The following is a 22,496-nucleotide window of genomic DNA, read 5'->3' on the forward strand; positions in this document are numbered from 1 at the left end:
AGCGTCCCCTATCCGGCGCACAGACGGGCGAACAGCCTACAGGGACGGCTACTGGCGAAATTTCCCCTGTTGCTTGGGCCGCCCCAGCCTTTGCTTGCCATGGTTGAGCGCCTGCATTTCTCCGTAACTGGTCAACAGCCCGATCACCAGAAAACAGACATAGGCGATCGCCGTCGCCATCCCTGACGCCGGAGATTTGTCTCGCAGCAGGGCGCCGATCAGGATGGTCAGGATACAGCCTGCCAGACTGATGACTCCCCCCCACACCATCAAGCGGTAAAAGCGGTGCAGCTTCGTGCCTTTCGGGATCAGGCCCTGGCCTGCTTCCCGTTTTTTTCGTCGGGCGGCGATCAACAGAAACAGGAGCAGCGGCACCTGAAAAAGCAAGACGAGGAGCGGGAAGCTGTAGCTGATAAACTGGTCGATATCCGACACCTTGGAAAAGGCGAGCAGCGAAGTCACCACCAGGAAACAGCCGCTGGGCGCGTTAAACGTATTGTAGTGCAGCTGTCCGCCAAACGAACCTACCCCGACGAGAAAAGCCATGTACGCAAAGATCGCCTTCATGCTGAACGCAGGAAACCACAAGCTGAACAAAATCATTTCCACCCGGTCGAGAAAATCCGTCAAGTGAATTTGCTGAACGAGAATGTAAATCGGAAAATTGAGCCGCCCCGCAATGACGTAGCCCATCACCCCGAGCAGAATCAAGAGCGCAATCGTGGTCGTGAAGCATACAATCATGATTCCGTGCTTCATCGCCGCAAACAAGAGACGCGATTCGCTGCTGGCGTGCAAAAAGGCGCCGAACAAAAGCACGTCTCCGTATACGCCAAGCGGCAGCAGGTTGCTTACCGCTATCCGCTCCAGACTCGTGCTGAGAATCGGCTCCAGTCGCTCGATGCTGTACTCGTTCATCAGCAAAAAGTACAGCAACAGATACATGATGAAGTAGGCGGGAAAATAGATTTCGTTGACCCTCGCCGCCACCTCTAGGCTCGTTTTGCCGTAGTACATCAACACAAGAACGAACACAAGCAGGATGATTTCCACCGGCGTCTGCGGGAGCAGGGAGATGTGAAGAAAGTCGGCCGCTCCTTTTATATCGAGGGCGAGAATCACCCAGATGTAAAACAAAAGCAAACCATTGACGACTCCGCCGATCCATTTGCCGCAGATGATAAACATGATCTCAAACAGGTTTTTCCCCGGATAGGCGCGCACAAGCTCCGCCAATACATAGGCGACGAGCAAGGCATAGCAAGCCGGAACAATCTGCGAGAACCACGCATCCATCTTGGCTACCTGCACCACCGAACGCAAAAAGCTGATCATCATCCCCGTCATCAGCAAACTGCCGACCAACCAGGCGATTTGCCGATGATTGACGACTTGCTTGTGTATCATGCACTCCCTCCTCTACAGAATCTGATCGATCCACATTTTCACCCGCGGCGTGAGGATGTTCAAAAAAAAGCCGGTCGGCATCAAGTTGTCGTGCTGATATTGGATGGCGTACAATCCGATCGCCGACAGGACGTACATCGTATAGATGACGATTTGTTGCTTTCGCTCCATCTGGTTGCGCTTCCAGACAAAATGGAGAAAGGACGAAATCAGCATCAGTACAAACAAACATAGAAACAGTCTATTCATTCTCGCTGTCATCCTTTGTGATGTTTTTCGTCGTTTGCCCGATATCTTCGACGACCACCTTGGAATGGATCGTGAAGGACAGGCGCGGCAGCTCTTCATTCCAGCGATCCCGATACGTTTCCCGCCACTCCCGAGGGAATTGTCTGGCTAAAATAATTCCCATGCCAATCGTGTCCGTCCGATACTTTTGCATCAGCAAAAGCGTATTCTTCACGCTGGTCTCGATCTCTTTTTTTAGCATGTCCTCGATCATGGCAATGTTTTTTCGATGCTCCAGATCAAGGCTCGTCATGTTCTCCACGACTACACTTGTCGCGTACACCGTAATCTCGTAATGAACATGCCCCTTTTTCAGGACTGGCTTGAGATCGGCCTTCCCTTTGGAAAAGTACACGGTAAGTTTCCCTTTGTCTTTAAGCGAAAGCACGACCGAGAACGGCGTGAAATTCCGTTGAAACCAGCGAAGCCCTTTGATTGATTCGGCTTTGGATACGTGCACGAGCTTGTCACCGCGAAACAACGCGATCCCCGTGAATTCCACTTCCTTTGATTTGCCCTTGGGATGCGAGTCGACGGGCACAAGGACGGGAAGAAATGCATCAACCCCGGGTGTCGTGAGCATCTGGGCGACATCCTTGAGCGACACGGAGATCGCCTCCATTTTGATCAGCTCGCGCATGGCCTCCCCGGAAAAGCGTTCGAACTGCGGCTGGGCATTCAACAGCTCGATCCCTTTGCCTTTCGTCATGACGAGATACGCGGTCAGCCGATTTTCGGGAAAACGGGCCACGATGTCCAATACATCGCTCATCCCCTCCTTGGCCAGCTGCTCGCCGATGACAATCATGCGATGGTGGGAATAGTACAGCTCGCGCGACATGCGCGACTGGATGATATTATTCGCTTCCCTGATGGTCTTGCCGACAGCTGAGTCGACGTAGTAGGCCTTGTCGCCGCTCGTTCCCCCTCCTCCGCCAGACGTGGACCCGAGACTGCTGACCAGCGGAACCTGCACAGACAAGCGGTAATGACCATTCGGCTCCTTGTCCATCGCCAGCGCAATCACGATCGCCATATCGTTGACTTCGCGTCGATCCCAGCAGCCTGTCACAGCAAGCATCCCGAAAAGCAACACGACGACCGGAATGAGACGTTTCACGCTTTGCCCTCCTCGTCTGATTTCCCGCGGCTCGTTGTCCCTGCCTGCCCTCCTCGTTGCTGCACCTGATTGGCAAAGGTTGCGTCCATTTTTCTGGCATTGCGGACACCGAGAAAGCTAGGCCGCTTTTCCATAAAGGACCACGGCACTCTCACCAGGACATCCTTCAGATCGCCAACGGACATCGGCGCGAGCGGAGACAGGTACGGAACACCGAAAGAACGCAGGTTGGCCATATGTCCCAGGATGAGCAGCACCCCTACCAAAATCCCGTAAATGCCCAGGATCGAAGCGGCGATCATCAGCGGAAAGCGAAGCATCCGCAACGAAATCGCTGCATTGAAATGCGGAATCGTAAACGAGGCGATCCCGGTGAGCGACACGACAATGACCATCGGCGCGGAGACGATCCCGGCTTGCACGGCCGCTTGACCCACGACGAGCGCCCCCAAAATACTGACGGCCTGGCCGACCGTTTTGGGGAGGCGAATCCCCGCTTCACGCAGCGCCTCAAAGGAAATTTCCATAATGAGCGCCTCCACGATCGCGGGAAACGGAATAGACTCGCGAGCGGCGGCAATGCTCAGAAGCAACGTAGTCGGCAGCATTTGCTGGTGATACGTCGTAATCGCCACGTACAAAGCAGGGGTAAGCAGCGCAATAATCAAAAACAGATAGCGCAGCCATCGAAGCAACGTGGTCATTTGGAAGCGTTCGAAATAATCTTCGCTCGCCTGCATCATCATCCAAAAAGTGGCAGGTGCGATCAGGACCATCGGCGTTCCATCGACAAAAATAGCCACGCGCCCTTCCAAAATCGAAGCCGCCACCGTGTCCGGTCGCTCGGAATACATCAGTTGCGGAAACGGCGAATAGACGTTGTCCTGAATCAACTCTTCGATGTAGCCGCTCTCCAGAACGGCATCCATGTCGATATTGCTGATGCGCTGAGATACCTCTTCCACGACTTGCGCATCCGCAATGCCCTCCAAAAACGCGACCACGACATTGGTGTTGGTCTCTCGGCCCACAACCAGCGACTTCATTTTCAAGCGGGGCGTCCGCAATTTGCGCCTGAGCATCGACGTGTTCGTGCGGATATTTTCGATGAAGCCTTCCCGTGGCCCGCGCACCACGGCTTCTCCCTCCGGCTCGTTGACCGAACGCTTCTCCGCCCCGCGAATGCCGAGCGTGAGCGCCTCGACATTACCATCAACCAAAATGCCCGTATCGCCGGACAAAACGGCCTGCAGGAGCTGCTTGTAATCGTTGACTCTCGCCATTTGCGAAACCGGCAGCAGCGCTTCTTCGATCACCCGGACGTCCTCGTCGCCGTCTTCCAGCACCATCAGTGCTTTCAATGCCTGGTTCACTTCTTTTGTATCAATCAACCCGTCTACAAAAACCGCGGCTGCACGCACACTGTTTTTTTGTCTGAACTCGCGAATGACAAAATCCGAGCAATCCGAGAACAGCTTCTTCAGTACCTCTACGTTGTCATCCAAAGCCGGAAAAAGCGGAATTCCTTCCAGCTCAAGCAAGCTGCACGTCTCAATCGTCTCTAGCAATTCCTTTACCTTGCTTTTTTTCTTGAACTCCATCTCATCACCAGCCACTGGAAAGCTACCCGTATTATGGTTGATTTGCTGGAAAGATATGCAGGGCGCGCCTGGCCTGCATATCCTTTTCGCGAACGGGAGAAAGTAGGAGCACATCTACCGCCCAAAGGAAGGTGCCATCGTGGCGAACGCAATCAACGCATACGAGTTGACCGTCAATGGTCATGCGATCAGTATTACGAACCCGCACAAGCCGCTCTGGCCGGAAGCGAACGTGACCAAGCTGGACTATTTGCGCTATCTGTTGATAGTGGCGCCCCATCTGCTCTCCTATGCCAAAAACCGGCTGTTGACCGTCATTCGCTACCCGCACGGCATCCACGACAAGCATTTCTATCAAAAAAACATTCCGGAATACGCCCCGTCCTGGATTCAGACGCACACCTGGGAAAATGTCCGCTATGTGCTGTGCAACGACGAAGCCACCCTCCTGTGGATGGCCAATCAGGCGGCGCTGGAGTGGCATGTTTCTTTTCATCTGGCGACCGACGAGACACCGACAGAGCTGGTGTTTGATCTCGACCCGTCCACAGAGGACTTCGCTGTCGTCATCGAGGCCGCGCTGCTCGTAAAAGAGCTTTTGGACGAGTTGAAGCTCCCCGCCTTCGTCAAGACGTCAGGGGCAAGTGGTCTGCAGGTGTACGTTCCGATCGAGCTGCGCTATACGTTCGAGCAGACGAGGCAGGTCGGGCAGTTTATCGCTTCTTATCTGGTCAGCAAGCACCCGGCTTTTTTAACGATCGAACGCATGGTGAAAAATCGCGGTGACAAGCTGTACATCGACTACTTGCAGCACTGGCGCGGCAAAACGCTTCCTGCTCCGTATTCGACGCGGGCGAAAAAAGGAGCAACGGTTTCCGCTCCCTTGTTATGGGAGGAAGTGCCGCAGTCGCATCCCAGCGCCTTCACCGTCCACACGCTTCCCCAACGCCTAAACGAGAAGGGCGATCTGTTCGCTGCCGTTTCCCGACCGACAACTAGAGCCTCCCTGGACCCCATCCTCGACTTTTTGCGCCGTCCATAAGCAGGCTCTTATTGGAATCCCTCTGTCCAGGTATGCTATACTGTGCAGAGACGTTTGAGGCAAGGAGGCATTTTTCATGATTGATCCGATCGCACTTTCGCTCGGACCCCTGAACATACACTGGTACGGCATCATCATGGGGTTGGCCTTTTTTCTGGGGACTTACCTCGCGATGTACAATTCCAAACGTTCCGGCATTGATCCCGACCACGTTCTGAACATGGTTGTGTGGATTATTCCGGCAGCGATTGTGTGTGCCCGCTTGTATTATGTCGTGTTTGAATGGGCGCAGTACAAAGACAATCCAATCGACATCATCAAGGTCTGGGAAGGCGGTCTGGCCATCCACGGCGGGCTGATCGGGGGGGCGCTCGCCGGAACGTACTACATACGCAAGCACAACCTGCCCTTCCTTCGCCTGGGTGATGTGCTCATGCCCAGTGTCATCCTGGGCCAAGCCATTGGCCGCTGGGGAAATTTCATTAACCAGGAAGCGCACGGCGGTGTAGCCTCTGCGGAATTCATGGCGAACTTCCCCGCCTTTATCCGCAATCAGATGTTTATCGGGGGACAGTATTACCATCCGACCTTTTTGTATGAATCGCTGTGGAACCTGCTCGTCTTCGGTATTCTGATGCTCATGCTCTATCGGTTGAAAAAATTCGACGGGCAAATTTTGTTCAGCTACATGATTCTGTATTCCATCGGCCGCTTCTTCATCGAAGGCATGCGCACAGACAGCCTGCTGATCGCCGACACGCTGCGGGTAGCCCAGCTCGTCAGCCTGTGCCTGATTGCCGCCGGCGTCATTCTGATGGTGATTCACGCGCGCAAAAGCAAGCAGTCCGGCCATTCGCACAATTCCATGGAATAGCAACCGGAACCATCCCGGGCAACCGCTCTCGCCGCTATGGCAGGGCGGTTTTTTTGCTTCTTGCTCGTCTGAATGTCTTAATTGTCACAATGCGGGAAATAACTAGGAGACAGGAGGGATGTCACATGGATGACGGCATTTTGGAGGAATACCTGGATCGCCTGGTTCGCGTACATTTTGCACCCGATCGGATCGGAGCCGGCTTGCCAGCCTATGCAGAAGGCAAGCTGTTTGACTACAGCCCTCTTGGCATTCTGATCGAGGAAAAGGACGGCTCCCTCGACTACATTCCTTTTTCGGCTGTGCGGCTCGTGCAAATCAAGCCAAAAGCCAGCTTGTGGGAGCGCTTGACGGGGTCCGGCTAAATCCGGCCAAGCAAAAAGACACCTCGCTACGAAATTGGTCGTAGAAGGTGTCTTTTTGGATTACAGGAAAACATCGAAAACAACGTAACAGGCCGCAGCCAACAGCGCGGTTACCGGCAACGTAATGATCCAGGTAACGACGATGCGTCCAGCCACTCCCCATTTGACTGCGTTCAGCTTTTGCGACGCGCCTACCCCTAAAATCGAAGAGGTGATGACGTGCGTCGTACTGACAGGCAGCTTCAAGGCTGTAAAGATGGTAATAATCAAGGCAGACGACAGGTCGGCGGAAAAACCGCTGATGGGCTTGATTTTCATGATCTTGCCGCCCATGGTTTTGATGATGCGCCAGCCCCCGAAGGATGTCCCCAGTGCCATGGCGACCGCCGCGGACAGCTTGACCCACAGCGGAATGGTAAACTCGCCAGGCTCCTGCACCAGGAATCCGCCAGAGAGCAACGCCAGCGTAATAACCCCCATGGTTTTTTGGGCATCGTTGGCTCCGTGGCTGAAGGACTGCCAGGATGCGGACAAGACTTGCAGCATGCGGAAGTTGCGATTCGTTTTATGGTAATTCATGTTGGCGACAATCGCGGAAACGATTTTGATGACGATAAAACCGATGACAAACGCAACGATAGGCGAAATAATGAGCGCTTTGACGATTTCAATAAAGCCTTCCATGTTGATCGAGCCGAACCCGGCAGCTCCTACAGCGGCACCTGCAACGCCTCCGATAATCGCGTGGGAGGAGGAGCTGGGAATACCGAACCACCACGTAATCAAGTTCCACAAAATCGCCGCGGTCAAGGCGGCCAAAACGACAACCAGTCCATTTTCCAGCTTGAACGGGTCCGTGATTTTTCCCCCGATGGTCTTCGCTACGCCCGTATACGACAACGCGCCAATCAGGTTGAAGAGCGAGGCGATGACAATGGCTGTACGCGGGCTTAACGCCCGGGTCGATACAGAGGTCGCGATGGCATTGGCCGTGTCGTGAAAACCATTGATAAAGTCAAAGCTCAACGCCATGATGACGACAAGTACGAGAATAACCACCTCTGGCGACAGATCAGGCATTCTTTAACACGATCCCTTCCACCAGGTTCGAAACGTCCTCGGCAAAGTCAGCACAGTCTTCGAGCTTGTCGTAAATTTCCTTGAGTTTGATCGCTTCAATCGGATTGGCATCAGGCGAATTTAACAAATCGGACACCATTTTGCGGTAATTGGAATCGGATTCATGCTCCAGATCCTTGATTTCCACAGCGATTTTCGCTACCACCTGATGATCGAGCTTGCGCAGCGTGCGAATCAGCTCAATCAACTTCGCCGAACATTTGACCAAAATGTTTGCCTGGGCCAACACACGCGGGTCCGGCTGACGAACTTGATAGAGATACATGCGATCCGCCACACCGTCAATGTAATCGATCATCGAGTCCATGGTGTGGGCGAGCTGATGGATGTCTTCACGCTCAAGCGGAGTGATAAAGGTGGAGTTCAATTCGTTCATGATGCGGCGAACGATTTCATCCCCTTCTTTTTCGACAGCCTTGATTGCCTTCACTTTGGCTTCCACATCTTGATAGTTTCCAATCATTTCATAAAAAAGATGAGTCCCTTTGTGCACCGTGGCAATCTGCTGTTCAAACAGATCAAAGAAGATATACTTGTTCGATTTCAACATATGGTCCTTCTTCACTCCTTTGGATAAATCACACCTAACCGATTATATCGGAAGTTATTGTGGACGTAAATTTAAATTCAAGGGCAAGTGTGTAGATTTTTCTTTAAAAAAATATTAAGTTTTTGTAAATCTCCTTTACAAACAAATCCCCGTCTCCTTGCGAGCGACAGGTATTAGTCTTGCCATCTATATTCTCCTTTCATGCGTAGCGACGATCATGCAATCTTTCTTTTTCTTTGCCTCGTACATCAGCGTGTCTGCCTTGTGTGTCAATTCTTCTGCCGTAGCTGCATGTCTGGGGTAGGAAGCGACGCCGATACTGACCGTCACCCCGGACAGCGTGTGCCGCACCTGCTCTTGTATCCGCTCTGCGATCGCGAGTGCCGCATGGGTATCGGCCTGCTTCAGCAGCACGACAAATTCTTCTCCGCCCCAGCGGCCAACCGTATCCTGGCTGCGCACGTTAGCTTGCAGGAGAGAAGCGAATTGGCAGAGCAGCCGGTCCCCTTCCATATGTCCATGGCAATCATTGAATTGCTTGAAATTATCCAGGTCGATAAATAACAGCGTGATCGGATAGTGCTGATGCTTCGCCTGCTTGACCTCGCGAATCAATCGGTCCGAAAAACGGCGATTGACCAGGACGCCCGTCAGCGAGTCGTGATAGGCCATTTGACGCAGACGGTTCACATATGTTCCCAGCCTGTATCCCGCTGCTATCTGGATCAGGGCCGCCAACACGACGAACAGCCCTGTCAGCTGCTCGTCAGGCAGCCTGTATACCGTGAGCCAAATCAAGATAATCAGACAGGACACACCCATGCCAATCCAGCGTGAGTCCAAGGTACTCTCCACCTCCCGTCCATCCCATGTAGCAGAGATGCGCGCAAAACCAATACATAAGTCCTAATATTTACACCTATCGTATAGGTCTTATTTCGTGTATGTAGGGATATTTTACCTGTCTTTTTGCCGCGGTTCAAGCACGATTCTGCAGAATAGTTCGATGACTCCTCCCGCGCATCTGGTTTCCGCGGCCTTTTCGCCTGAATTTTCTCATTTCTCCTTGTCCGCTTTCTTTGTATAATGAGTGAGCTATACCAACAAAAAAGGATGGATCGATAGGGAGGAATTAACCGAATGGTTTGGTTTCAACAGCTGATCGCCCGCTACGACACGACGATCTGGATTCGTGTCATCGGAACGATCCTTACTACTTTTGCAGGTTTCATGCTTCGGCCGTTCCTCGCCTTCTATCTGTATGACAGGATGGACGGAGATCTGCTCGTAGCTGCGATGGTCACCAGCCTGCAGCCGTTGACGAGCATCGTCTCCGGCTTTTTTGCCGGGAGCCTCTCCGACCGTTACGGCCGGAAGCCGCTGATGATCGCCGCTTTGGCGATTGAAGCGTTCTCGATGGCCGGATATATCTGGGCGGAATCGCTGTTTGCCTTTGCAGCGCTCACCGTTTTGAACGGGATCGGCGCTTCCTTGTTCTGGCCAGCTGCTAGCGCGCAAATCACCGACGTCGTGCCGGAGGAAAAGCGCAGCGAAGTATTCGCGCTTCTGCACACCGCGCTGAATCTCGGTGCCGCCGCCGGCCCGCTGATCGGCGTCACCCTCTATAAAATCAACCCGGCGATTGCGTTTGCCATCTGCTCCTGCATGCTGTTCGTCTACGCTCTGCTCATCCTCTGGAAGATACCGGAGACGCTGCCCGCGCACATCCGGGCACAGGCTCGTCACGCTGCTGCCCAGAGGGACAACGCTCCCCAGATGAAGCTGACCGAGCATCCTGCGCTCATCTGGATGACGCTCGCAGCGCTCCCCGTATCGCTTTTGTACTCGCAGGTGGAGATCATTTTGCCGCAGCATTTGCGCACCCAATACGCCGACTTTCTCAGCGTCTTCGCCACTCTTTTGACCATCAACGGGATTTTGGTCGTCTGTTGCCAGATTGCGATTGCCAAGTTCGCCGATCGCTTCCCTGCCCACCGGGTCATTCTCACGGCCTATTTGTTTCTGGCCTGCGTCGGCTTTGGCTACGGCTGGGCGCCTGGCTTTCTCCTTCTCGTGCTCGCCGAAGTTCTGTTTACAATTGGCGAAATGCTGTACGGTCCGCAAATTCAAAAAGCCATCTCCGTCATGGCCCCGGAGCAATATCGCGGTCGCTATTTTGCGATCTTTGGCGCGAACTGGAGCATCACGGGCACGATCGGCCCCAGTGTGGGTGCCGTCGCATTCAAAGGGATCGGGGGCGCCTTCTGGTTCTCGATACTCGGCCTGCTGCTTCTGGTCGGCGGACTTTTTCAATACCGCTTTGTCAAAAAGGCAACCCGTGCGCCGGAAGAAGGAGTCCCGTTGCTGTCGAACTGAATGGAAACGAAATGGGCCGGGCGCTATCGCTTTTTCTGCTGCTGGCACGATCGGTTCCTGTCGTCGCGCTGAATGGCAATGAATTGGAATCAATTGGAAGGGGAACCCTACTTATACACCTTATCCACTATGAAAAATCGGGAGTGAAAAGGATATGCCCCGTATTGAATCCATTGCGACAGCCGTTCCGCCGCATGAAGTATCCACGGAAGAGTCCATGCAGCTTGCCCGCCATTTTTTTCAGGACGCTTTTCCCGACATCGACCGGCTCCTGCCGATCTTTGCCCACAGCCACATTGAAAAACGGCATTTTTGCATGCCGCTGGACTGGTTCTCCAGCGACTGGCCGTTTGCCGAAAAGAACAAGCTGTACATTCAGCACGCGGAAGCCTTATCGCTTGCCGCTGCGCGAAAATGCCTGGAAAAAGCCGGACTTGCGCCGACCGATATCGATTGTCTCGTATTCGTCTCCAGCACCGGGATTGCCACGCCAAGCATGGATTCGCGCCTGGTCAACAGTCTCGGGCTGCGCTCCGATAGTACGCGCATTCCGCTGTGGGGGTTAGGCTGTGCCGGAGGAGCAATGGGCTTGTCCCGCTCCTGCGAGTACGCCGGGGCCTATCCCGGACGCAGAGTGCTGCTCATCAGCGTCGAGCTGTGCGGGCTGACTTTTATTCGCCAGGATTTGTCCAAAAGCAATCTGGTGGCGACGTGTTTGTTCGGGGACGGGGCCGCAGCCGTCGTGGTCAGCGGCGACCGTGTCCAAACCTCCCCCCGGGAAACGTCGCCCCGCATCCAGTTTTGCGATGCCCGCACCACGACATGGCCGGATACGCTCGATGTCATGGGCTGGGAGCTGACGGAGCCGGGGTTGAAGGTGATTTTCTCCCGCGACATTCCTACCTTGATTCAGACGTACATGCGCGAAAACGTAGACAGCTTTCTGGCGTCGCATGAGACGACTATCGATCGCCTGCGCCACTTTATTTTCCATCCGGGAGGAGCCAAGGTCTTGAACGCGTACCAGGCTTCGCTCGGCATCAATGCCCAGGCCACGCGCCACTCCGAAGAGGTGCTGCGCCATTTTGGCAACATGTCTTCGCCAACCGTCCTGTTTGTCCTGGAAAAAAGCATGGAGCAAGCCTGGGAGCCGGGAGACCGCGGCTTGGTGGCGGCGCTTGGGCCCGGGTTCAGCTCGGAGCTGCTCCTCTTGGAAGCGAGGTAGGGGGCGATGCTCTTTTTCGTCGCGGTGATGGCCGCGGTTTGCCTGCAACGCTTCTGCGAATTGATGCTGGCTGCGCGAAACGCCCGCTACGTGCGCGCCAGAGGAGGCGTCGAGGTCGGCGCCAGCCATTACAAATACATCGTGCTTCTGCATCTTTGCTTTTTTGTCAGCCTGGTGACGGAAGTAGTCGCTACAGGCAGTGCTTTCGCGCTTCCTCCGTGGTGGGCGTATTGCTTTGGCCTGTTTTTGGCGGCACAGCTGCTCCGCTACTGGTGCATCCTGAGTCTTGGCAAACGGTGGAACACGCGAATTCTGGTCATTCCAGGCGAAGAACCACTCCGGCGGGGACCGTACCGCTTGCTTCGCCATCCGAATTACGTCGTCGTGGCGATCGAGCTGTTTACCCTCCCGCTGACGTTTTCCGCCGTGCATACGGCCATCGCCTTTACGCTCCTGAACGCCTGGCTGCTGCTGCGCGTGCGTATTCCGCTGGAAGAAAAAAGCGTGTATGAAGGCGAAGAATCGCCATAAAAAAAGTCTATGGCACCAGCCACAGACTTTTTTCCTGTTTACAGGTTTACGATGGGACGAATGGAGGAAAAGAAAAGGAATACGTTACTATAAGTCCCGTGAGGTGGAGCCAGCGTGAACCGAATCCATATCGTAGAGCCTCTGGAAGCAAAGCGCATCATCGTGCGTGACTTCCTCAGCCTGATGAAGACCTTGCCCAATCAGGACGATGCCGCCAGCGTTCAGACATTTCTCCGCTACCTGCAAAGCTTGCTCAGAATCAAGCAGGTCATCCCGCCGATGGTCGAAATCATGACGCTCATCAAAACGGACAAGCCGATCCTCTACCATTCCGCTCGTCGCTCCATTCTGTCCTCCAGCAATTTGCACATGCTTTTCCAGATTGAAATGGATGTGGAACTGGCACAGAAGAGACTCGCGCAGTACGATCAATAATCGTCCGGGCGGGGGTTACTTCAGGTTTTCCGGATTGAGTCCGTCCAGCTCGGGAATGACAAAGCGGCCGTCTTTGCGGATCAGGACGCCATCGAACCAGATTTCTCCCCCGCCCCACTCCGGACGCTGGATGGAAACCATATCCCAGTGAATCGACGACTTGTTTCCGTTGTACGCCTCATCGTAGCATTGGCCGGGCGTGAAGTGGAAGCTGCCGTCGATTTTTTCGTCGAACAGAATGTCTTTCATCGGATTGCGGATAAATGGGTTGACCCCGATCGCAAACTCGCCGATGTAGCGCGCGCCCTCGTCGGTATCGAGAATGTCGTTCAGTCTTTGGCTGTCGTTGGCGGTCGCCTCGACGATTTTGCCGTCGCGGAAGGTCAGGCGAACGTTTTCAAACGTAAAGCCATGGTACGGCGTAGGCGCATTGTGGGTAATCGTGCCGTTGACGGAGTTTTTCACCGGAGCCGTATACACTTCCCCATCCGGGATGTTGCGCAGACCCGCACATTTGACCGCGGGGATGTCTTTGATCGAAAACGTCAGATCTGTACCCGGTCCGACCAGACGGACTTCATCTGTGCGGTTCATCAGGTCAACCAGGCTGTCCATCGCCTTGTCCATTTTCCCATAATCCAGATTGCACACCTGAAAGTAAAAATCTTCAAACGCTGCCGTAGACATGTTCGCCAATTGAGCCATGGACGGGTTCGGGTAGCGGAGTACCACCCATTTCGTTTTGGGCACGCGGACATTCAAGACGGGCAGCTCGTACAAGCGGGAGTACATGCCCAGCTTGTCTCCCGGAACATCTGCCAGCTCATTAATATTGTCGGCTGCGCGGATGCCGATATAGCCTTGCATGTTTTCCATGAGGGCCACTTCGTTTTCCGCCATGATTTTCAGTTGCTCCTCGTTGCAATTCATCGCGATTTCACGGCTGACGGCCGGATCGATCTGCTGGACATACGGACTGCCGCCCGCCTTGTAAATCTCGCGGATCAGGGCAGATATCAGTTCAGGCGTCTTTCCTTTGGCGTTAATCAGGATATTTTCCCCTGGCTGTACACGGACGGAATAGTTCACCAGGTTATAGGCCAATTGCTCCAAACGAGAGTCTCTCATGCGTGACACACCCTTCTCATATTCTGATCGTTCCCTTGTATTTTTGTCGATAAATCTCTATAAGTCAATAAAATTACATTTATCAAATAAACAAAGCAACCAAGCCAGCTTAGTGCCCTCAGGCGAACAAGCTGGCTTGGCTGTCGGTGTCAATCGGTCGGCTATTCGTGCTTCTCTCCGTCCTCGACTGTCCCCGTCTTGTACATATCGCTCACCTGCTCCTGTGTAGCCGTCAATCCGCTTGCTTCCTCATCCCCCTGCTTCCAGGCAGCTTCTCTCTGCCCTGTCTCGCCTATTGGCTGAGTGGGGCGGCTGTCACGCTCTGTCATCCTCGCTTCCTCCTTCTCGCTCTTTTCGGTTAGTGTGCGCCAGGCGCTCCCGATCTAGCCATAGATTCGAAAGCGGCTGCGCCCAGCCATTGGCGTCGCCTGCATCGCCCTTCTCCCGGATGAGCGTCTTGCCGCATGCGCATCGGTACAAAAAAAGACGCCCTGCCCCTTGCGGCAAAGCGTCTGTCTTGTCATTATTTGTCTTTGTCAGCCGAAACATCAGGAACCATCAAGGACCAGCCGGTTCTGTTGGTCACATCTTGAGTGGCATTGCGCCCTATGACGATGCTTTCATCTTCTTTTGGCAAAGCGGCCCAGCCACTGTTCAACGCTTGAACGACCTGGAAGTTGTTCGTCGAAACGAATTCATCTTCCACTGGCATCGCCTTCCAGCCACCGTTGGACGTCTGCACGATTTGATAGCGGTTCGTCGAAACGAACTCATCTTCTGCCGGAAGCGCCATCCAACCGCCGTTTGTCGTTTGCACGACCTGATAACGATTCGTGGAGACAAACTGGTCTTCTGCTGGCAAGAGGGACCAGCCGGACGCAGAGGCTGCGTCAGCAACCACTTGCCCGTTTACGAAAACATACTCGTCTTCTCCGGGCAGTTTGACCCACGCTCCTTGTACAGTGCTTGCGGTTTGCGGCTGCCCAACGGCTGGCGCAGGAGCCGGTGCTGCTGTCGTGGTTTCAACGGCTGGTGCAGGCGTTGTCGCGGAAGCTTCCGTTGCGTTTGCGGAAGCGTCTTCCTGCGCACAGGCTGCCTGCGTAAACAGCGCTGCTCCGAGGATCAACGAACTCATCATCAGTGTGCCGCTTTTTTTCATATGTGTACACTCCCATTCCCGTGGTACACACCTTGCCCGCTGAAATGTCCCCTGAAGGCAACGCTACATGCATTGCTTCATTTTCCGCAAAAAGTACGTAAACTGCTCCAGTTCTTCGTCGCTCAGGTTTTCCAGCAGTTTTCCCACCAGTGCTCTTCTCTGGCACAAAAGCCCCTCCAGCATGGGGATAGCCTTTTGCGACAACGTAACCCATACGACTCTCCGATCCAGCTCGTCGCGAACCCGGTCGATGTAACCGGCTTTCACCAGCCGATTGAGCGCAATCGTAGTGGCACTGTTGGATTGCTTCAGAATAGTCGCCAGTTCGGAAACTGTGCTTCTTCCCTTTTGATGAAGCACTCGCAGCAAGATAAATTGTTTGGGACTTACCAGGTCCGCTTCCTCCAGCCAATGGCTGATAAAAAAGCGGGCCATCTCGACGAATGCTCGATCCAGTTCCTCAATTTTACTGGCGCGGGACATGTCGCTCACAACATCACCTATTTTCAGAAAGTAAATAATATAAGTACTTTTACTATAAAACTATATAGTGTACGTACCGGAAGATCAATAGACCTTCCAAAATTATTTCTTTCCTCGAAAGATATGTAGGAGCCCGGACAAAGTGTTTACCACTTAATATTTTTACTATAAAACTTATTGACAACATTATCTTACCGCAAACAGGAAAAACTGACAATAGGCGAAGGTGGCAAAATCGTGACAGCGCCTTTTCCTTGCATCCCCCCATTTATTTCCTTGAATCGTATTCCGTATCGGTTCGTATTGCATGTATAATAGAGGGGCAGTCCCCGGCGCCGGGCGTTCTTTGTCTGCGGCAATCGTCTTGCCAGCGAAACCATCTACATAGGAGATCAAGTCAATGGAACCAACCAACCGTACAGCGAAATGGAAAACCGAATTGCTCGACTGGTTCAAATCATTTGTGTTGATTGGCAGTTTGACCGCCTTCATCTACGTGTTCGTCATGGCCCCCTACGTCGTGCAAGGGCGCTCGATGGAAAGCACGCTGCATGACCGCGAACGGGTCATCGTCAACAAAGCGATTTACTACCTCAAAGAGCCAAAGCCGGGCGATATCGTGATTATTCATCCGGATGCAAGCGGCGACAACTGGATCAAGCGCGTCATCGCTGTCGCGGGAGATACCGTGGAAGCGAAAAACGATCAGGTGTACGTCAACGGTCAGCCTCTCCAGGAAGAGTATTTGACCCAGAACAAGCTGCAAGCGGCAGCGGCTGGCGTGACCCTGACCGAAGACTTCGGCCCCGTTACCATTCCGGAAGGCTGCATTTTTGTAATGGGAGACAATCGCAACAACAGTATGGACAGCCGGGTTATCGGGCCTGTCAAGCTCGATCATGTGGTCGGTCGAGCAGAAGCGGTCTACTGGCCGCTGACACAGATCCGCGTGCCGCACTAACCGTTTGCTGCATCGTCTTTGCAGCCGCAAGCCGCATAAGAGAAAGCCGCTCTGCACGCGAGCGGCTTTCTCTTTTCCTCTTTTATTTTTGCGCGGTGGCGTTCTGGGACAAGTAATCCTCCAGCGTAAGACCTGCCGCCATGATCTCCTGCGCCATTTCTTTTCCCACGTAGCGCAAATGCCATGGCTCGTAGGCGTAGCCAGTCGTGTCTTCCTTGCCTTTCAAATAGCGAATGACGAAGCCGTACTCCGCACAATGCTCCGCCAGCCATTTTCCTTCCGGCATTTCGCCAAACGACTCCTCCAGCCTTGTTTTCGCATCCGCCCCCGACACGTCCATGGCCAATCCGGTCTGATGCTCGCTTTTTCCCGGGACGGCGCTGTACGCAGCAGCATGCTCCGCGCCCTGGGTTTGCACATACGTTTCATACAATGATTTTTGCGTCTTGTACGAGCGATAGCCGGAAACGGCATACAGTTCGATGCCGTCCTTTCCCGCGGCTGCAAACAAGGCTTCCAGCGCTTGTGCCGCCTCTTGGCGCATCAGCCGTTTTTCTACTTTTTCATCAAACGAAAACGGCACGTTCGGCTCCACCAAGTCAGGCGGGATGTAGTCAGCTGGCAGCGCCCGCTTCTTGTTCACGACAACGGCGAGATCGGTCGGGTTCGTCACCGTCGGGACTCCATTGACGTCCTGGATCGTTTCGGCCAGCGATGCCTGCCTCAGGCGAGGCGATCCTCCTTGCGTTGGCTCTGTTGCCTGCGTTTTCGTCCCGTCTGTCGCTGTTGCCGGATTTTCCGTCGGCTGGGACTGCTGGTTAGAAGCCAGCAACCCTTCCAGCGAGGGGGCTTCGCATCCACTGAGCAGGGCGATGGATAGTGCGGCGACGATCGCAAGACAATTGGTGCGATTCTGATTCATGATGATCCTCCTGGTTCCATACAGACACATACGTTCTGCTTTACCTTACCATGGAGTGAGACGAAAAAAAAGGACGGATGGTCACGCTTTTGTTTTGCTTGTGCTTGCTTCTTTTACTTCTTCAGCTCGATGACCCGTTTGCTTTCATCCCACGCGACGGTATACCCGAGCTTTTCCGCTACTTTTTTCACAGGGAGGTAAGCCACTCCGCGCACGGTGACCGCATCCGTCCGGAAATCCGCGCTGCTTGTGCCCAAACCGAGCATGAGCTTCTCCGCCTGCACATAGGCCATGCCGTTTACGACCAGCTTTTGTTCCGCCCATAGCGGATACGTCTGCCCGTTTACGGCAAGGGCAAAAGGCGCGGTCGGCTCATACGGCACATCCACAGGCTCGGCAGCCGTGTAGGCGATCGCGTCGACGCCAAGCACCGTGCCTTCCCTTGTATTGTCTGCTCCTCCGTACATCTTGCCCGTTTCAAAATCGTAGACGATCGCCTGAACGTTGCCGATCTCCGCAGGCCGCTCGGCAAACACATGGCCTTTTGCCATCAGTTGCAGGAGGACGTCCTGATCAATGCCCGCCTCCCAGGAGACATAGGGATAGCCGCTGGAAAAAATGCGGGGAGCGCGGATGGCGTCCTCGATGTTCATGCCGTGGTCGATCACGTTGAGAATGGTTTGCGATACAGATGCGATGATCGTCGAGCCGCCTGGCGAGCCGACGGCCAAAAACGGCTGCCCGTCTTTGAGGACAATCGTCGGCGACATGCTGGAGCGGGGGCGCTTGCCAGGCTCCACCTGATTGACCCCGCCCGGCACCGCGTCAAAATCCGTCAGCTCGTTGTTGAGCATAAAGCCGTAGCCCGGCACCATCACGCCGCTTCCAAAGACGTCCTCAATCGTGGTCGTGTAGGAGACGAGATTGCCCCATTTGTCCATGACGGCAAAGTGGGTCGTCTGCTTGACCGGCGAACTGTCGATCAGTTGGATCGCTACTTCGGGCTTTTGCCGGGGGTCGTACTTCCACGGATCGCCAGCCGTTACGTTCGCATTGGCCCGGTTGTCGTCGATCAGCTTGCGCCGTTCCTTTATGTAATCGTCGTGAAGCAGTCCTTGCTTGGGCACCGGATAGACGTCCTCGTCGGCCATGTACGCCGCCCGGTCGGCGTAGGCGAGGCGGTTGGCCTCGATCAAATGGTGCAAATACGCGGCAGAGCCAAACCCGTCCTTCCGATTGTCGTAGCCTTCCATCAGCTTCAAAATCTGGATCATGGTCAAACCGCCCGAACTGGGAGGCGCCATGGAAACCACTTCATAGCCGCGAAACATTCCGCGCACCGGCTCCCGTTCCTTGACCTGGTAAGCTTTGAGATCGTCCAGCGTCATTTTGCCGCCGGTGCGCTGTACCTCCTGGACGAGTGCGCGGCCGATCTCTCCTTCGTAAAAAACATCCGGTCCCTGGTCGCGGATCAGCTTCAGCGTTTTGGCCAAATCGGGCTGGACGAGGATGTCCCCTTCCTCCAGCGGACGGCCATTCGGCAAGAAAACGCGCGCCGCCGTTTGGTGCTTTTCCAGCTTGCTGCGCGACTGGGCGATATAGTCTGCCGTCACCCAGTTGACGCGAACGCCTTTCTCGGCCAGCTCGATCGCTGGCGCAAGCACGTCTGCCAGCTTCCATGTCCCGTACATCTCCAGCGCCTTCGCCACGCCCAGCAACGTTCCCGGCACGCCTACTGCCTGACCGCTGGTGTGCCGCTGTTCAAAAGGAATCGGCTGCCCGTCCGCCTGCAAAAACATGTCGGCTGTGACATTTGCCGGGGCTGCTTCCCGGCTGTCGATCACCGTGATTTTGTTCTGGTCCTTCACATAGATCATCATAAAGCCTCCGCCGCCGATTCCCGACATGTACGGCTCTGCCACATTGAGAGCCAGCTGGATTCCGGCGGCGGCGTCCACGGCATTTCCCCCCTTGGCCAAAATGTCCCGTCCGACCTGTGCGGCCGCAGGATGGGAGACGGCCACAATGCCTTTCGTGGCGCCAACTACGTCTTCCGGAACACCTGGGACCTTTGCCCATGCCATTTGGGTTAGCCAAAAAACGGAAACGAACGCGAGGGCTACCATCCTCTTTTTTTTCATACGATCCCCCCTGGCTTTTTCTTCCGATCCTTATTATTATAATTTTCAGCATTTTTACAGGTCAACCCATCATCTCGCCGCCAGACGAAAAAACACTCCCCCGAAGCGAGGCCAGGCGCCCCGCCGGAAGAGTGTCTCCATTCTCCACATTCGATTTGCCTGCTTACGGCAGGATGACCAGATTGCTGACAACCGGCCTTTCCTTACCGCCCGACGGCTTGTTCAAGAGCTTGCCGTTGTAGTAAAACGCGCTGGAGCCGCCGCCATCGAGATTGTACGCATCAACGACGTGGAATTCCTGCAGCTTGCGTTGGGCTTCCTCCAAGGTAACGCCCTTGCTCCAGCCTTCCCTTCTGCCGTCGATGACGATCACAAGCAAGTCGCCGTTGTCAAAATGACCGATGAGCGTGCGCGGCTGGCGAGCGTTGGCCCAGTCGCGGGGAATCGGCAGGCGCTTCCCGTCCTGCAGCAGTCTGGGCAAAAAGCTCGCCCCCTGCAAAATGCCCTGCTGGGTAATTTGCGCCTGGGTGGTAATCGTGGCTCCCACCAGGTGGCCTTTGTTGTTGAACCCGACGAAGCTCAACTTCGAATTGTTGGAAAACGTGCGAATCTTGCCGTCAACCACAGTAATGCCCAGCGGCGTCAGATTGCCCTTGCTGTCGCTCATGAAGCCTCCGGCGTTGATGGCCAGGACAGCACCGGTTCGTTTTCCGGCGTGGCTCGTCGTCTCGCCTTTGCTTTTGACCGAGTCGTTTGCCAGCACCATTTTCAGCGCGCTCGGGTCTTTCAGCCGAACCTTCGCCATGTATCCGCGATAGCCCGCCTCCTGCAGCGAGTACACTTTGACGATGGATTGGTTCCCGAAGGACTGCCCGATCGGCTCGCCGAGCATGTTGGACAAGATCGTGTCCAGCACATCGGCCGACTTTTGCGTCTGCGAGCGGCTCGTCACCAGCAGGTTGTCGATGTGCTTGTTTTGCTCTTCGTACTCTTTTTGCTCCTTCTTGGCGCGGTCGCGGAGGTCCGCTACCACCGCTTCTACCTCGCGCAGTGTTTTCTTCGTGTCGTCCACCTGCTGTCCCAGCTCGTCCGCCCGTTGTTTCGACTGCTCGGAAGCGAGCTTCAGGCCTTCTGCCTGCAGCTTGTCGGCGGGATTGGTCAGGGTGAGGGCAAGCAAAAAGCCGAGCGCTGGCGCCAGCAGGAACAGGAAGAAGCGATTGACTTTACCAAGCACGGGCTGCATCCTCCAGTTTTTTCAGCGACGCCTTCAAATCCGCCAGCTGCTTGTTCAACTGGTCAATCCGATCCTGGAGAGCTTCCTTGGTTTTGTTGGTCCCGCCGATCGTCTCCCCGGTCAATTGCAGGTCTTCTTCCAGACTGCCAAGACCCGCCTGTACGCCCTTCATCTCTTCCTGCACCATAGCCAGCTGTTCGCTTAACGCTTTCATCTGCTTTTGATTGTCTTCCTGTATCTGATCGATTCGCAGGTTCACCAGTTGCTGCTGCTTGTCCAGCGTATGGGTAGCATAGGCGTACCCCGCATAAGCGAGTCCTACCCAAACCAGTACAGCCAGTACGATTGGCAATAGAGGCCGCTTGCCTTCTGTTTGGGAGGGAAGCAACGCCTGAAACAGGCTGCCTCGTTTGCGTCTGTTCACCTGCTTCCCGTTTGCCGGGAGCGGCAGAGTCGTAGACGAAGTCGATGACGCACCCATGTATTTGTCGTTCATCGGCCCCCTCCTCCTTTCTGTGACATTTGATCGAATGAGGTTTTATTATAGCATAGTTTCGTTTTCCGCAAGCCTTTTGCAAGAAGAGGGGAAATTTTGGCCCAAAAAAGAAGATACCGTCGCTTCATGCCCGTGACGGTATCTTCCCGGCTAGTTCTCCAGGCTCCACTCGCTTTGCAGCGTGCGATACAGTCGCTCTAAAAACAGCATCGGCTCTTCCTGAGGAGACTCTTCCTCCGCGTATGCCAGTTTTTTTTGCAACAGGCGGGCGATGTCTTTCGCCAGCTCCTGCTTTCTCTCTTCCGCCAAGGAGTCCTGGCGCGCGATAAAGGTCGCAAGCAGCAGCCAATCCTCGCGGGTCAGGGCCTGCTTTTGCTGCTCGCGCAGTACGAGCGGCTCCGCGAGCGCCGCCATGCCTACCTGTTTTCTCCGCTTTCTTTTCCGGAACCGCCCTGTGCGCTCCCCGCCTTCGACTACGACGATGGTCCCTGCAACGAGATCGCCGATGCGTTTGTCGCGAGGATGGAAAAAAGAGACGAGCGCACCCAAAAAATAGCCGGACGGGAGCAGATCCACGATGCGAAACAGATTGCGGATCGTGGAGGACAAAAACGTCGCAGGCTGGCCGTTATCGCGGATGACGCGAATCCCCATCCACCTTTTTCCGATTGTCTGTCCCGACCAGAACGCCTCGAAGAGCAAAAAGTAGCCGAAGTGGAGGAGGAAGATCAGGAGGACGGCCAGCGCGATGGCATAGTTGTCTTTCTCCAGGAAAAAATAATCATTTCTTCCAAGGATCACTATGCTGATCGCCACAAATACAGTAAGATTAACCAGGAACAAAATGATGCTGTCAATCAGCTGAGCAGCGGCCCGACTGCCCAGTCCCGCTGTCTGAAACCGCAGCATCACATGCTCGGGTGTGACGACAGACGCTTCGCGACCTGTCTGTTTCACGGATGGATTTTCCTTCATGTCGGTTCGCTTCTCCCTCTCGCAACTCTCGTAGATAAGGAGG

The 22,496-nt window shown here is 54.6% G+C and carries 24 protein-coding genes; 8 read left to right on the forward strand and 16 right to left on the reverse strand.

Annotated features, from left to right (window positions below):
• Window positions 1–48 precede the first annotated feature (48 nt).
• Genes ACTHO6_RS09945 through ACTHO6_RS09960 form a run of 4 tightly spaced genes read right to left on the reverse strand, consistent with a single transcriptional unit; the run spans window position 49 to window position 4,416 of the window.
• The gene (locus ACTHO6_RS09945) at window positions 49–1,407 is read right to left on the reverse strand and encodes a GerAB/ArcD/ProY family transporter (RefSeq protein WP_440241373.1); all 1,359 of its coding nucleotides are present in this window, start codon (window positions 1,405–1,407) and stop codon (window positions 49–51) included.
• Window positions 1,408–1,419: 12 nt separating this feature from the next.
• Complete coding sequence (locus ACTHO6_RS09950; protein ID WP_440241374.1) at window positions 1,420–1,656, reverse strand: hypothetical protein; 237 nt, start codon at window positions 1,654–1,656, stop codon at window positions 1,420–1,422.
• Window positions 1,649–2,815, reverse strand: coding sequence for a Ger(x)C family spore germination protein (locus tag ACTHO6_RS09955; protein WP_440241375.1), 1,167 nt, complete (start codon window positions 2,813–2,815; stop codon window positions 1,649–1,651). Before ACTHO6_RS09955 ends, ACTHO6_RS09950 begins: the two co-directional genes overlap by 8 nt.
• Entirely contained in the window at window positions 2,812–4,416 is a 1,605-nt protein-coding gene (locus ACTHO6_RS09960; RefSeq protein ID WP_440241417.1) for a spore germination protein, read from the reverse strand. Before ACTHO6_RS09960 ends, ACTHO6_RS09955 begins: the two co-directional genes overlap by 4 nt.
• 139 nt (window positions 4,417–4,555) lie before the next feature.
• On the opposite strand from ACTHO6_RS09960, the gene ligD reads away from it, so the two are divergent.
• The 3 genes from ligD (at window position 4,556) to ACTHO6_RS09975 (ending at window position 6,697) form a co-directional block, all read left to right on the forward strand.
• On the forward strand, window positions 4,556–5,458 hold the full coding sequence (gene ligD, locus ACTHO6_RS09965; RefSeq protein WP_440241376.1) for a non-homologous end-joining DNA ligase: 903 nt from the start codon (window positions 4,556–4,558) through the stop codon (window positions 5,456–5,458).
• Between the two features lie 76 nt (window positions 5,459–5,534).
• Window positions 5,535–6,332, forward strand: coding sequence for a prolipoprotein diacylglyceryl transferase (gene lgt / locus ACTHO6_RS09970; protein WP_440241377.1), 798 nt, complete (start codon window positions 5,535–5,537; stop codon window positions 6,330–6,332).
• A gap of 125 nt (window positions 6,333–6,457) precedes the next feature.
• Window positions 6,458–6,697, forward strand: coding sequence for a hypothetical protein (locus tag ACTHO6_RS09975; protein WP_440241378.1), 240 nt, complete (start codon window positions 6,458–6,460; stop codon window positions 6,695–6,697).
• 60 nt (window positions 6,698–6,757) lie between these two features.
• Here the strand turns inward: ACTHO6_RS09975 and ACTHO6_RS09980 are convergent, their stop codons facing one another.
• The 3 genes from ACTHO6_RS09980 to ACTHO6_RS09990 all read right to left on the reverse strand — a co-directional run bounded on the left by ACTHO6_RS09980 (window position 6,758) and on the right by ACTHO6_RS09990 (window position 9,230).
• Entirely contained in the window at window positions 6,758–7,777 is a 1,020-nt protein-coding gene (locus tag ACTHO6_RS09980) for an anion permease (RefSeq protein ID WP_440241379.1), read from the reverse strand.
• Window positions 7,770–8,387 (reverse strand): DUF47 domain-containing protein, encoded by a 618-nt coding sequence (locus ACTHO6_RS09985; protein WP_440241380.1) that lies wholly within the window; start codon window positions 8,385–8,387, stop codon window positions 7,770–7,772. Before ACTHO6_RS09985 ends, ACTHO6_RS09980 begins: the two co-directional genes overlap by 8 nt.
• Window positions 8,388–8,573: 186 nt before the next feature.
• Complete coding sequence (locus ACTHO6_RS09990) at window positions 8,574–9,230, reverse strand: GGDEF domain-containing protein (protein ID WP_440241381.1); 657 nt, start codon at window positions 9,228–9,230, stop codon at window positions 8,574–8,576.
• 297 nt (window positions 9,231–9,527) lie between these two features.
• Here ACTHO6_RS09990 and ACTHO6_RS09995 point away from each other — a divergent pair, with 297 nt between their 5' ends.
• The 4 genes from ACTHO6_RS09995 (at window position 9,528) to ACTHO6_RS10010 (ending at window position 12,954) form a co-directional block, all read left to right on the forward strand.
• On the forward strand, window positions 9,528–10,763 hold the full coding sequence (locus tag ACTHO6_RS09995; RefSeq protein WP_440241382.1) for an MDR family MFS transporter: 1,236 nt from the start codon (window positions 9,528–9,530) through the stop codon (window positions 10,761–10,763).
• Window positions 10,764–10,917: 154 nt separating this feature from the next.
• Window positions 10,918–11,988, forward strand: a complete 1,071-nt coding sequence (locus tag ACTHO6_RS10000; protein WP_440241383.1) for a type III polyketide synthase — start codon at window positions 10,918–10,920, stop codon at window positions 11,986–11,988.
• Window positions 11,989–11,994: 6 nt separating this feature from the next.
• On the forward strand, window positions 11,995–12,519 hold the full coding sequence (locus ACTHO6_RS10005) for an isoprenylcysteine carboxyl methyltransferase family protein (protein ID WP_440241384.1): 525 nt from the start codon (window positions 11,995–11,997) through the stop codon (window positions 12,517–12,519).
• Between the two features lie 114 nt (window positions 12,520–12,633).
• On the forward strand, window positions 12,634–12,954 hold the full coding sequence (locus ACTHO6_RS10010; protein WP_440241385.1) for a hypothetical protein: 321 nt from the start codon (window positions 12,634–12,636) through the stop codon (window positions 12,952–12,954).
• 15 nt (window positions 12,955–12,969) lie between these two features.
• Here the strand turns inward: ACTHO6_RS10010 and ACTHO6_RS10015 are convergent, their stop codons facing one another.
• The 4 genes from ACTHO6_RS10015 to ACTHO6_RS10030 form a co-directional block, all read right to left on the reverse strand.
• Window positions 12,970–14,082, reverse strand: a complete 1,113-nt coding sequence (locus ACTHO6_RS10015) for an aminopeptidase (protein WP_440241386.1) — start codon at window positions 14,080–14,082, stop codon at window positions 12,970–12,972.
• Window positions 14,083–14,243: 161 nt separating this feature from the next.
• Complete coding sequence (locus ACTHO6_RS10020; RefSeq protein ID WP_440241387.1) at window positions 14,244–14,411, reverse strand: DUF4025 domain-containing protein; 168 nt, start codon at window positions 14,409–14,411, stop codon at window positions 14,244–14,246.
• Between the two features lie 194 nt (window positions 14,412–14,605).
• The gene (locus ACTHO6_RS10025; protein ID WP_440241388.1) at window positions 14,606–15,241 is read right to left on the reverse strand and encodes a hypothetical protein; all 636 of its coding nucleotides are present in this window, start codon (window positions 15,239–15,241) and stop codon (window positions 14,606–14,608) included.
• A gap of 63 nt (window positions 15,242–15,304) precedes the next feature.
• Window positions 15,305–15,733, reverse strand: a complete 429-nt coding sequence (locus ACTHO6_RS10030) for a MarR family winged helix-turn-helix transcriptional regulator (RefSeq protein WP_440241389.1) — start codon at window positions 15,731–15,733, stop codon at window positions 15,305–15,307.
• A 391-nt stretch (window positions 15,734–16,124) separates the two neighbouring features.
• On the opposite strand from ACTHO6_RS10030, the gene lepB reads away from it, so the two are divergent.
• A complete protein-coding gene (lepB, locus tag ACTHO6_RS10035; protein ID WP_440241390.1) occupies window positions 16,125–16,685 on the forward strand; it encodes a signal peptidase I in 561 nt (186 codons plus the stop codon).
• Between the two features lie 82 nt (window positions 16,686–16,767).
• Here the strand turns inward: lepB and ACTHO6_RS10040 are convergent, their stop codons facing one another.
• From ACTHO6_RS10040 to ACTHO6_RS10060, 5 genes are all read right to left on the reverse strand, one after another.
• On the reverse strand, window positions 16,768–17,607 hold the full coding sequence (locus ACTHO6_RS10040) for a M15 family metallopeptidase (RefSeq protein WP_440241391.1): 840 nt from the start codon (window positions 17,605–17,607) through the stop codon (window positions 16,768–16,770).
• A 113-nt stretch (window positions 17,608–17,720) separates the two neighbouring features.
• Window positions 17,721–19,748, reverse strand: a complete 2,028-nt coding sequence (gene ggt / locus ACTHO6_RS10045) for a gamma-glutamyltransferase (protein WP_440241392.1) — start codon at window positions 19,746–19,748, stop codon at window positions 17,721–17,723.
• Between the two features lie 163 nt (window positions 19,749–19,911).
• The gene (locus tag ACTHO6_RS10050; RefSeq protein WP_440241393.1) at window positions 19,912–20,991 is read right to left on the reverse strand and encodes a phosphodiester glycosidase family protein; all 1,080 of its coding nucleotides are present in this window, start codon (window positions 20,989–20,991) and stop codon (window positions 19,912–19,914) included.
• Window positions 20,972–21,478, reverse strand: a complete 507-nt coding sequence (locus tag ACTHO6_RS10055) for a hypothetical protein (RefSeq protein WP_440241394.1) — start codon at window positions 21,476–21,478, stop codon at window positions 20,972–20,974. Before ACTHO6_RS10055 ends, ACTHO6_RS10050 begins: the two co-directional genes overlap by 20 nt.
• 150 nt (window positions 21,479–21,628) lie before the next feature.
• The gene (locus ACTHO6_RS10060; protein WP_440241395.1) at window positions 21,629–22,453 is read right to left on the reverse strand and encodes an RDD family protein; all 825 of its coding nucleotides are present in this window, start codon (window positions 22,451–22,453) and stop codon (window positions 21,629–21,631) included.
• Between the last annotated feature and the right edge of the window lie 43 nt (window positions 22,454–22,496).

Origin of the sequence: Brevibacillus sp. SAFN-007a (genome assembly GCF_051967035.1) — a bacterium.
In the GTDB taxonomy this organism is placed as follows: domain Bacteria; phylum Bacillota; class Bacilli; order Brevibacillales; family Brevibacillaceae; genus Brevibacillus.

What these genes read in the sequence shown, in the direction of transcription:
- ACTHO6_RS09960 (WP_440241417.1), bottom strand. Translation starts at nt 4,416, where the DNA reads ATGGAGTTCAAGAAAAAAAGCAAGGTAAAGGAATTGCTAGAGACGATT.
- ACTHO6_RS09985 (WP_440241380.1), bottom strand. Translation starts at nt 8,387, where the DNA reads ATGTTGAAATCGAACAAGTATATCTTCTTTGATCTGTTTGAACAGCAG.
- ACTHO6_RS10025 (WP_440241388.1), bottom strand. Translation starts at nt 15,241, where the DNA reads ATGAAAAAAAGCGGCACACTGATGATGAGTTCGTTGATCCTCGGAGCA.
- lgt (WP_440241377.1), top strand. Translation starts at nt 5,535, where the DNA reads ATGATTGATCCGATCGCACTTTCGCTCGGACCCCTGAACATACACTGG.
- ACTHO6_RS10015 (WP_440241386.1), bottom strand. Translation starts at nt 14,082, where the DNA reads ATGAGAGACTCTCGTTTGGAGCAATTGGCCTATAACCTGGTGAACTAT.
- ACTHO6_RS10060 (WP_440241395.1), bottom strand. Translation starts at nt 22,453, where the DNA reads ATGAAGGAAAATCCATCCGTGAAACAGACAGGTCGCGAAGCGTCTGTC.
- ACTHO6_RS10020 (WP_440241387.1), bottom strand. Translation starts at nt 14,411, where the DNA reads ATGACAGAGCGTGACAGCCGCCCCACTCAGCCAATAGGCGAGACAGGG.
- ACTHO6_RS10055 (WP_440241394.1), bottom strand. Translation starts at nt 21,478, where the DNA reads ATGAACGACAAATACATGGGTGCGTCATCGACTTCGTCTACGACTCTG.
- ACTHO6_RS09950 (WP_440241374.1), bottom strand. Translation starts at nt 1,656, where the DNA reads ATGAATAGACTGTTTCTATGTTTGTTTGTACTGATGCTGATTTCGTCC.
- lepB (WP_440241390.1), top strand. Translation starts at nt 16,125, where the DNA reads ATGGAACCAACCAACCGTACAGCGAAATGGAAAACCGAATTGCTCGAC.
- ACTHO6_RS10005 (WP_440241384.1), top strand. Translation starts at nt 11,995, where the DNA reads ATGCTCTTTTTCGTCGCGGTGATGGCCGCGGTTTGCCTGCAACGCTTC.
- ggt (WP_440241392.1), bottom strand. Translation starts at nt 19,748, where the DNA reads ATGAAAAAAAAGAGGATGGTAGCCCTCGCGTTCGTTTCCGTTTTTTGG.
- ACTHO6_RS09980 (WP_440241379.1), bottom strand. Translation starts at nt 7,777, where the DNA reads ATGCCTGATCTGTCGCCAGAGGTGGTTATTCTCGTACTTGTCGTCATC.
- ACTHO6_RS10040 (WP_440241391.1), bottom strand. Translation starts at nt 17,607, where the DNA reads ATGAATCAGAATCGCACCAATTGTCTTGCGATCGTCGCCGCACTATCC.
- ACTHO6_RS10000 (WP_440241383.1), top strand. Translation starts at nt 10,918, where the DNA reads ATGCCCCGTATTGAATCCATTGCGACAGCCGTTCCGCCGCATGAAGTA.
- ACTHO6_RS10050 (WP_440241393.1), bottom strand. Translation starts at nt 20,991, where the DNA reads ATGCAGCCCGTGCTTGGTAAAGTCAATCGCTTCTTCCTGTTCCTGCTG.
- ACTHO6_RS09995 (WP_440241382.1), top strand. Translation starts at nt 9,528, where the DNA reads ATGGTTTGGTTTCAACAGCTGATCGCCCGCTACGACACGACGATCTGG.
- ACTHO6_RS09945 (WP_440241373.1), bottom strand. Translation starts at nt 1,407, where the DNA reads ATGATACACAAGCAAGTCGTCAATCATCGGCAAATCGCCTGGTTGGTC.
- ACTHO6_RS09975 (WP_440241378.1), top strand. Translation starts at nt 6,458, where the DNA reads ATGGATGACGGCATTTTGGAGGAATACCTGGATCGCCTGGTTCGCGTA.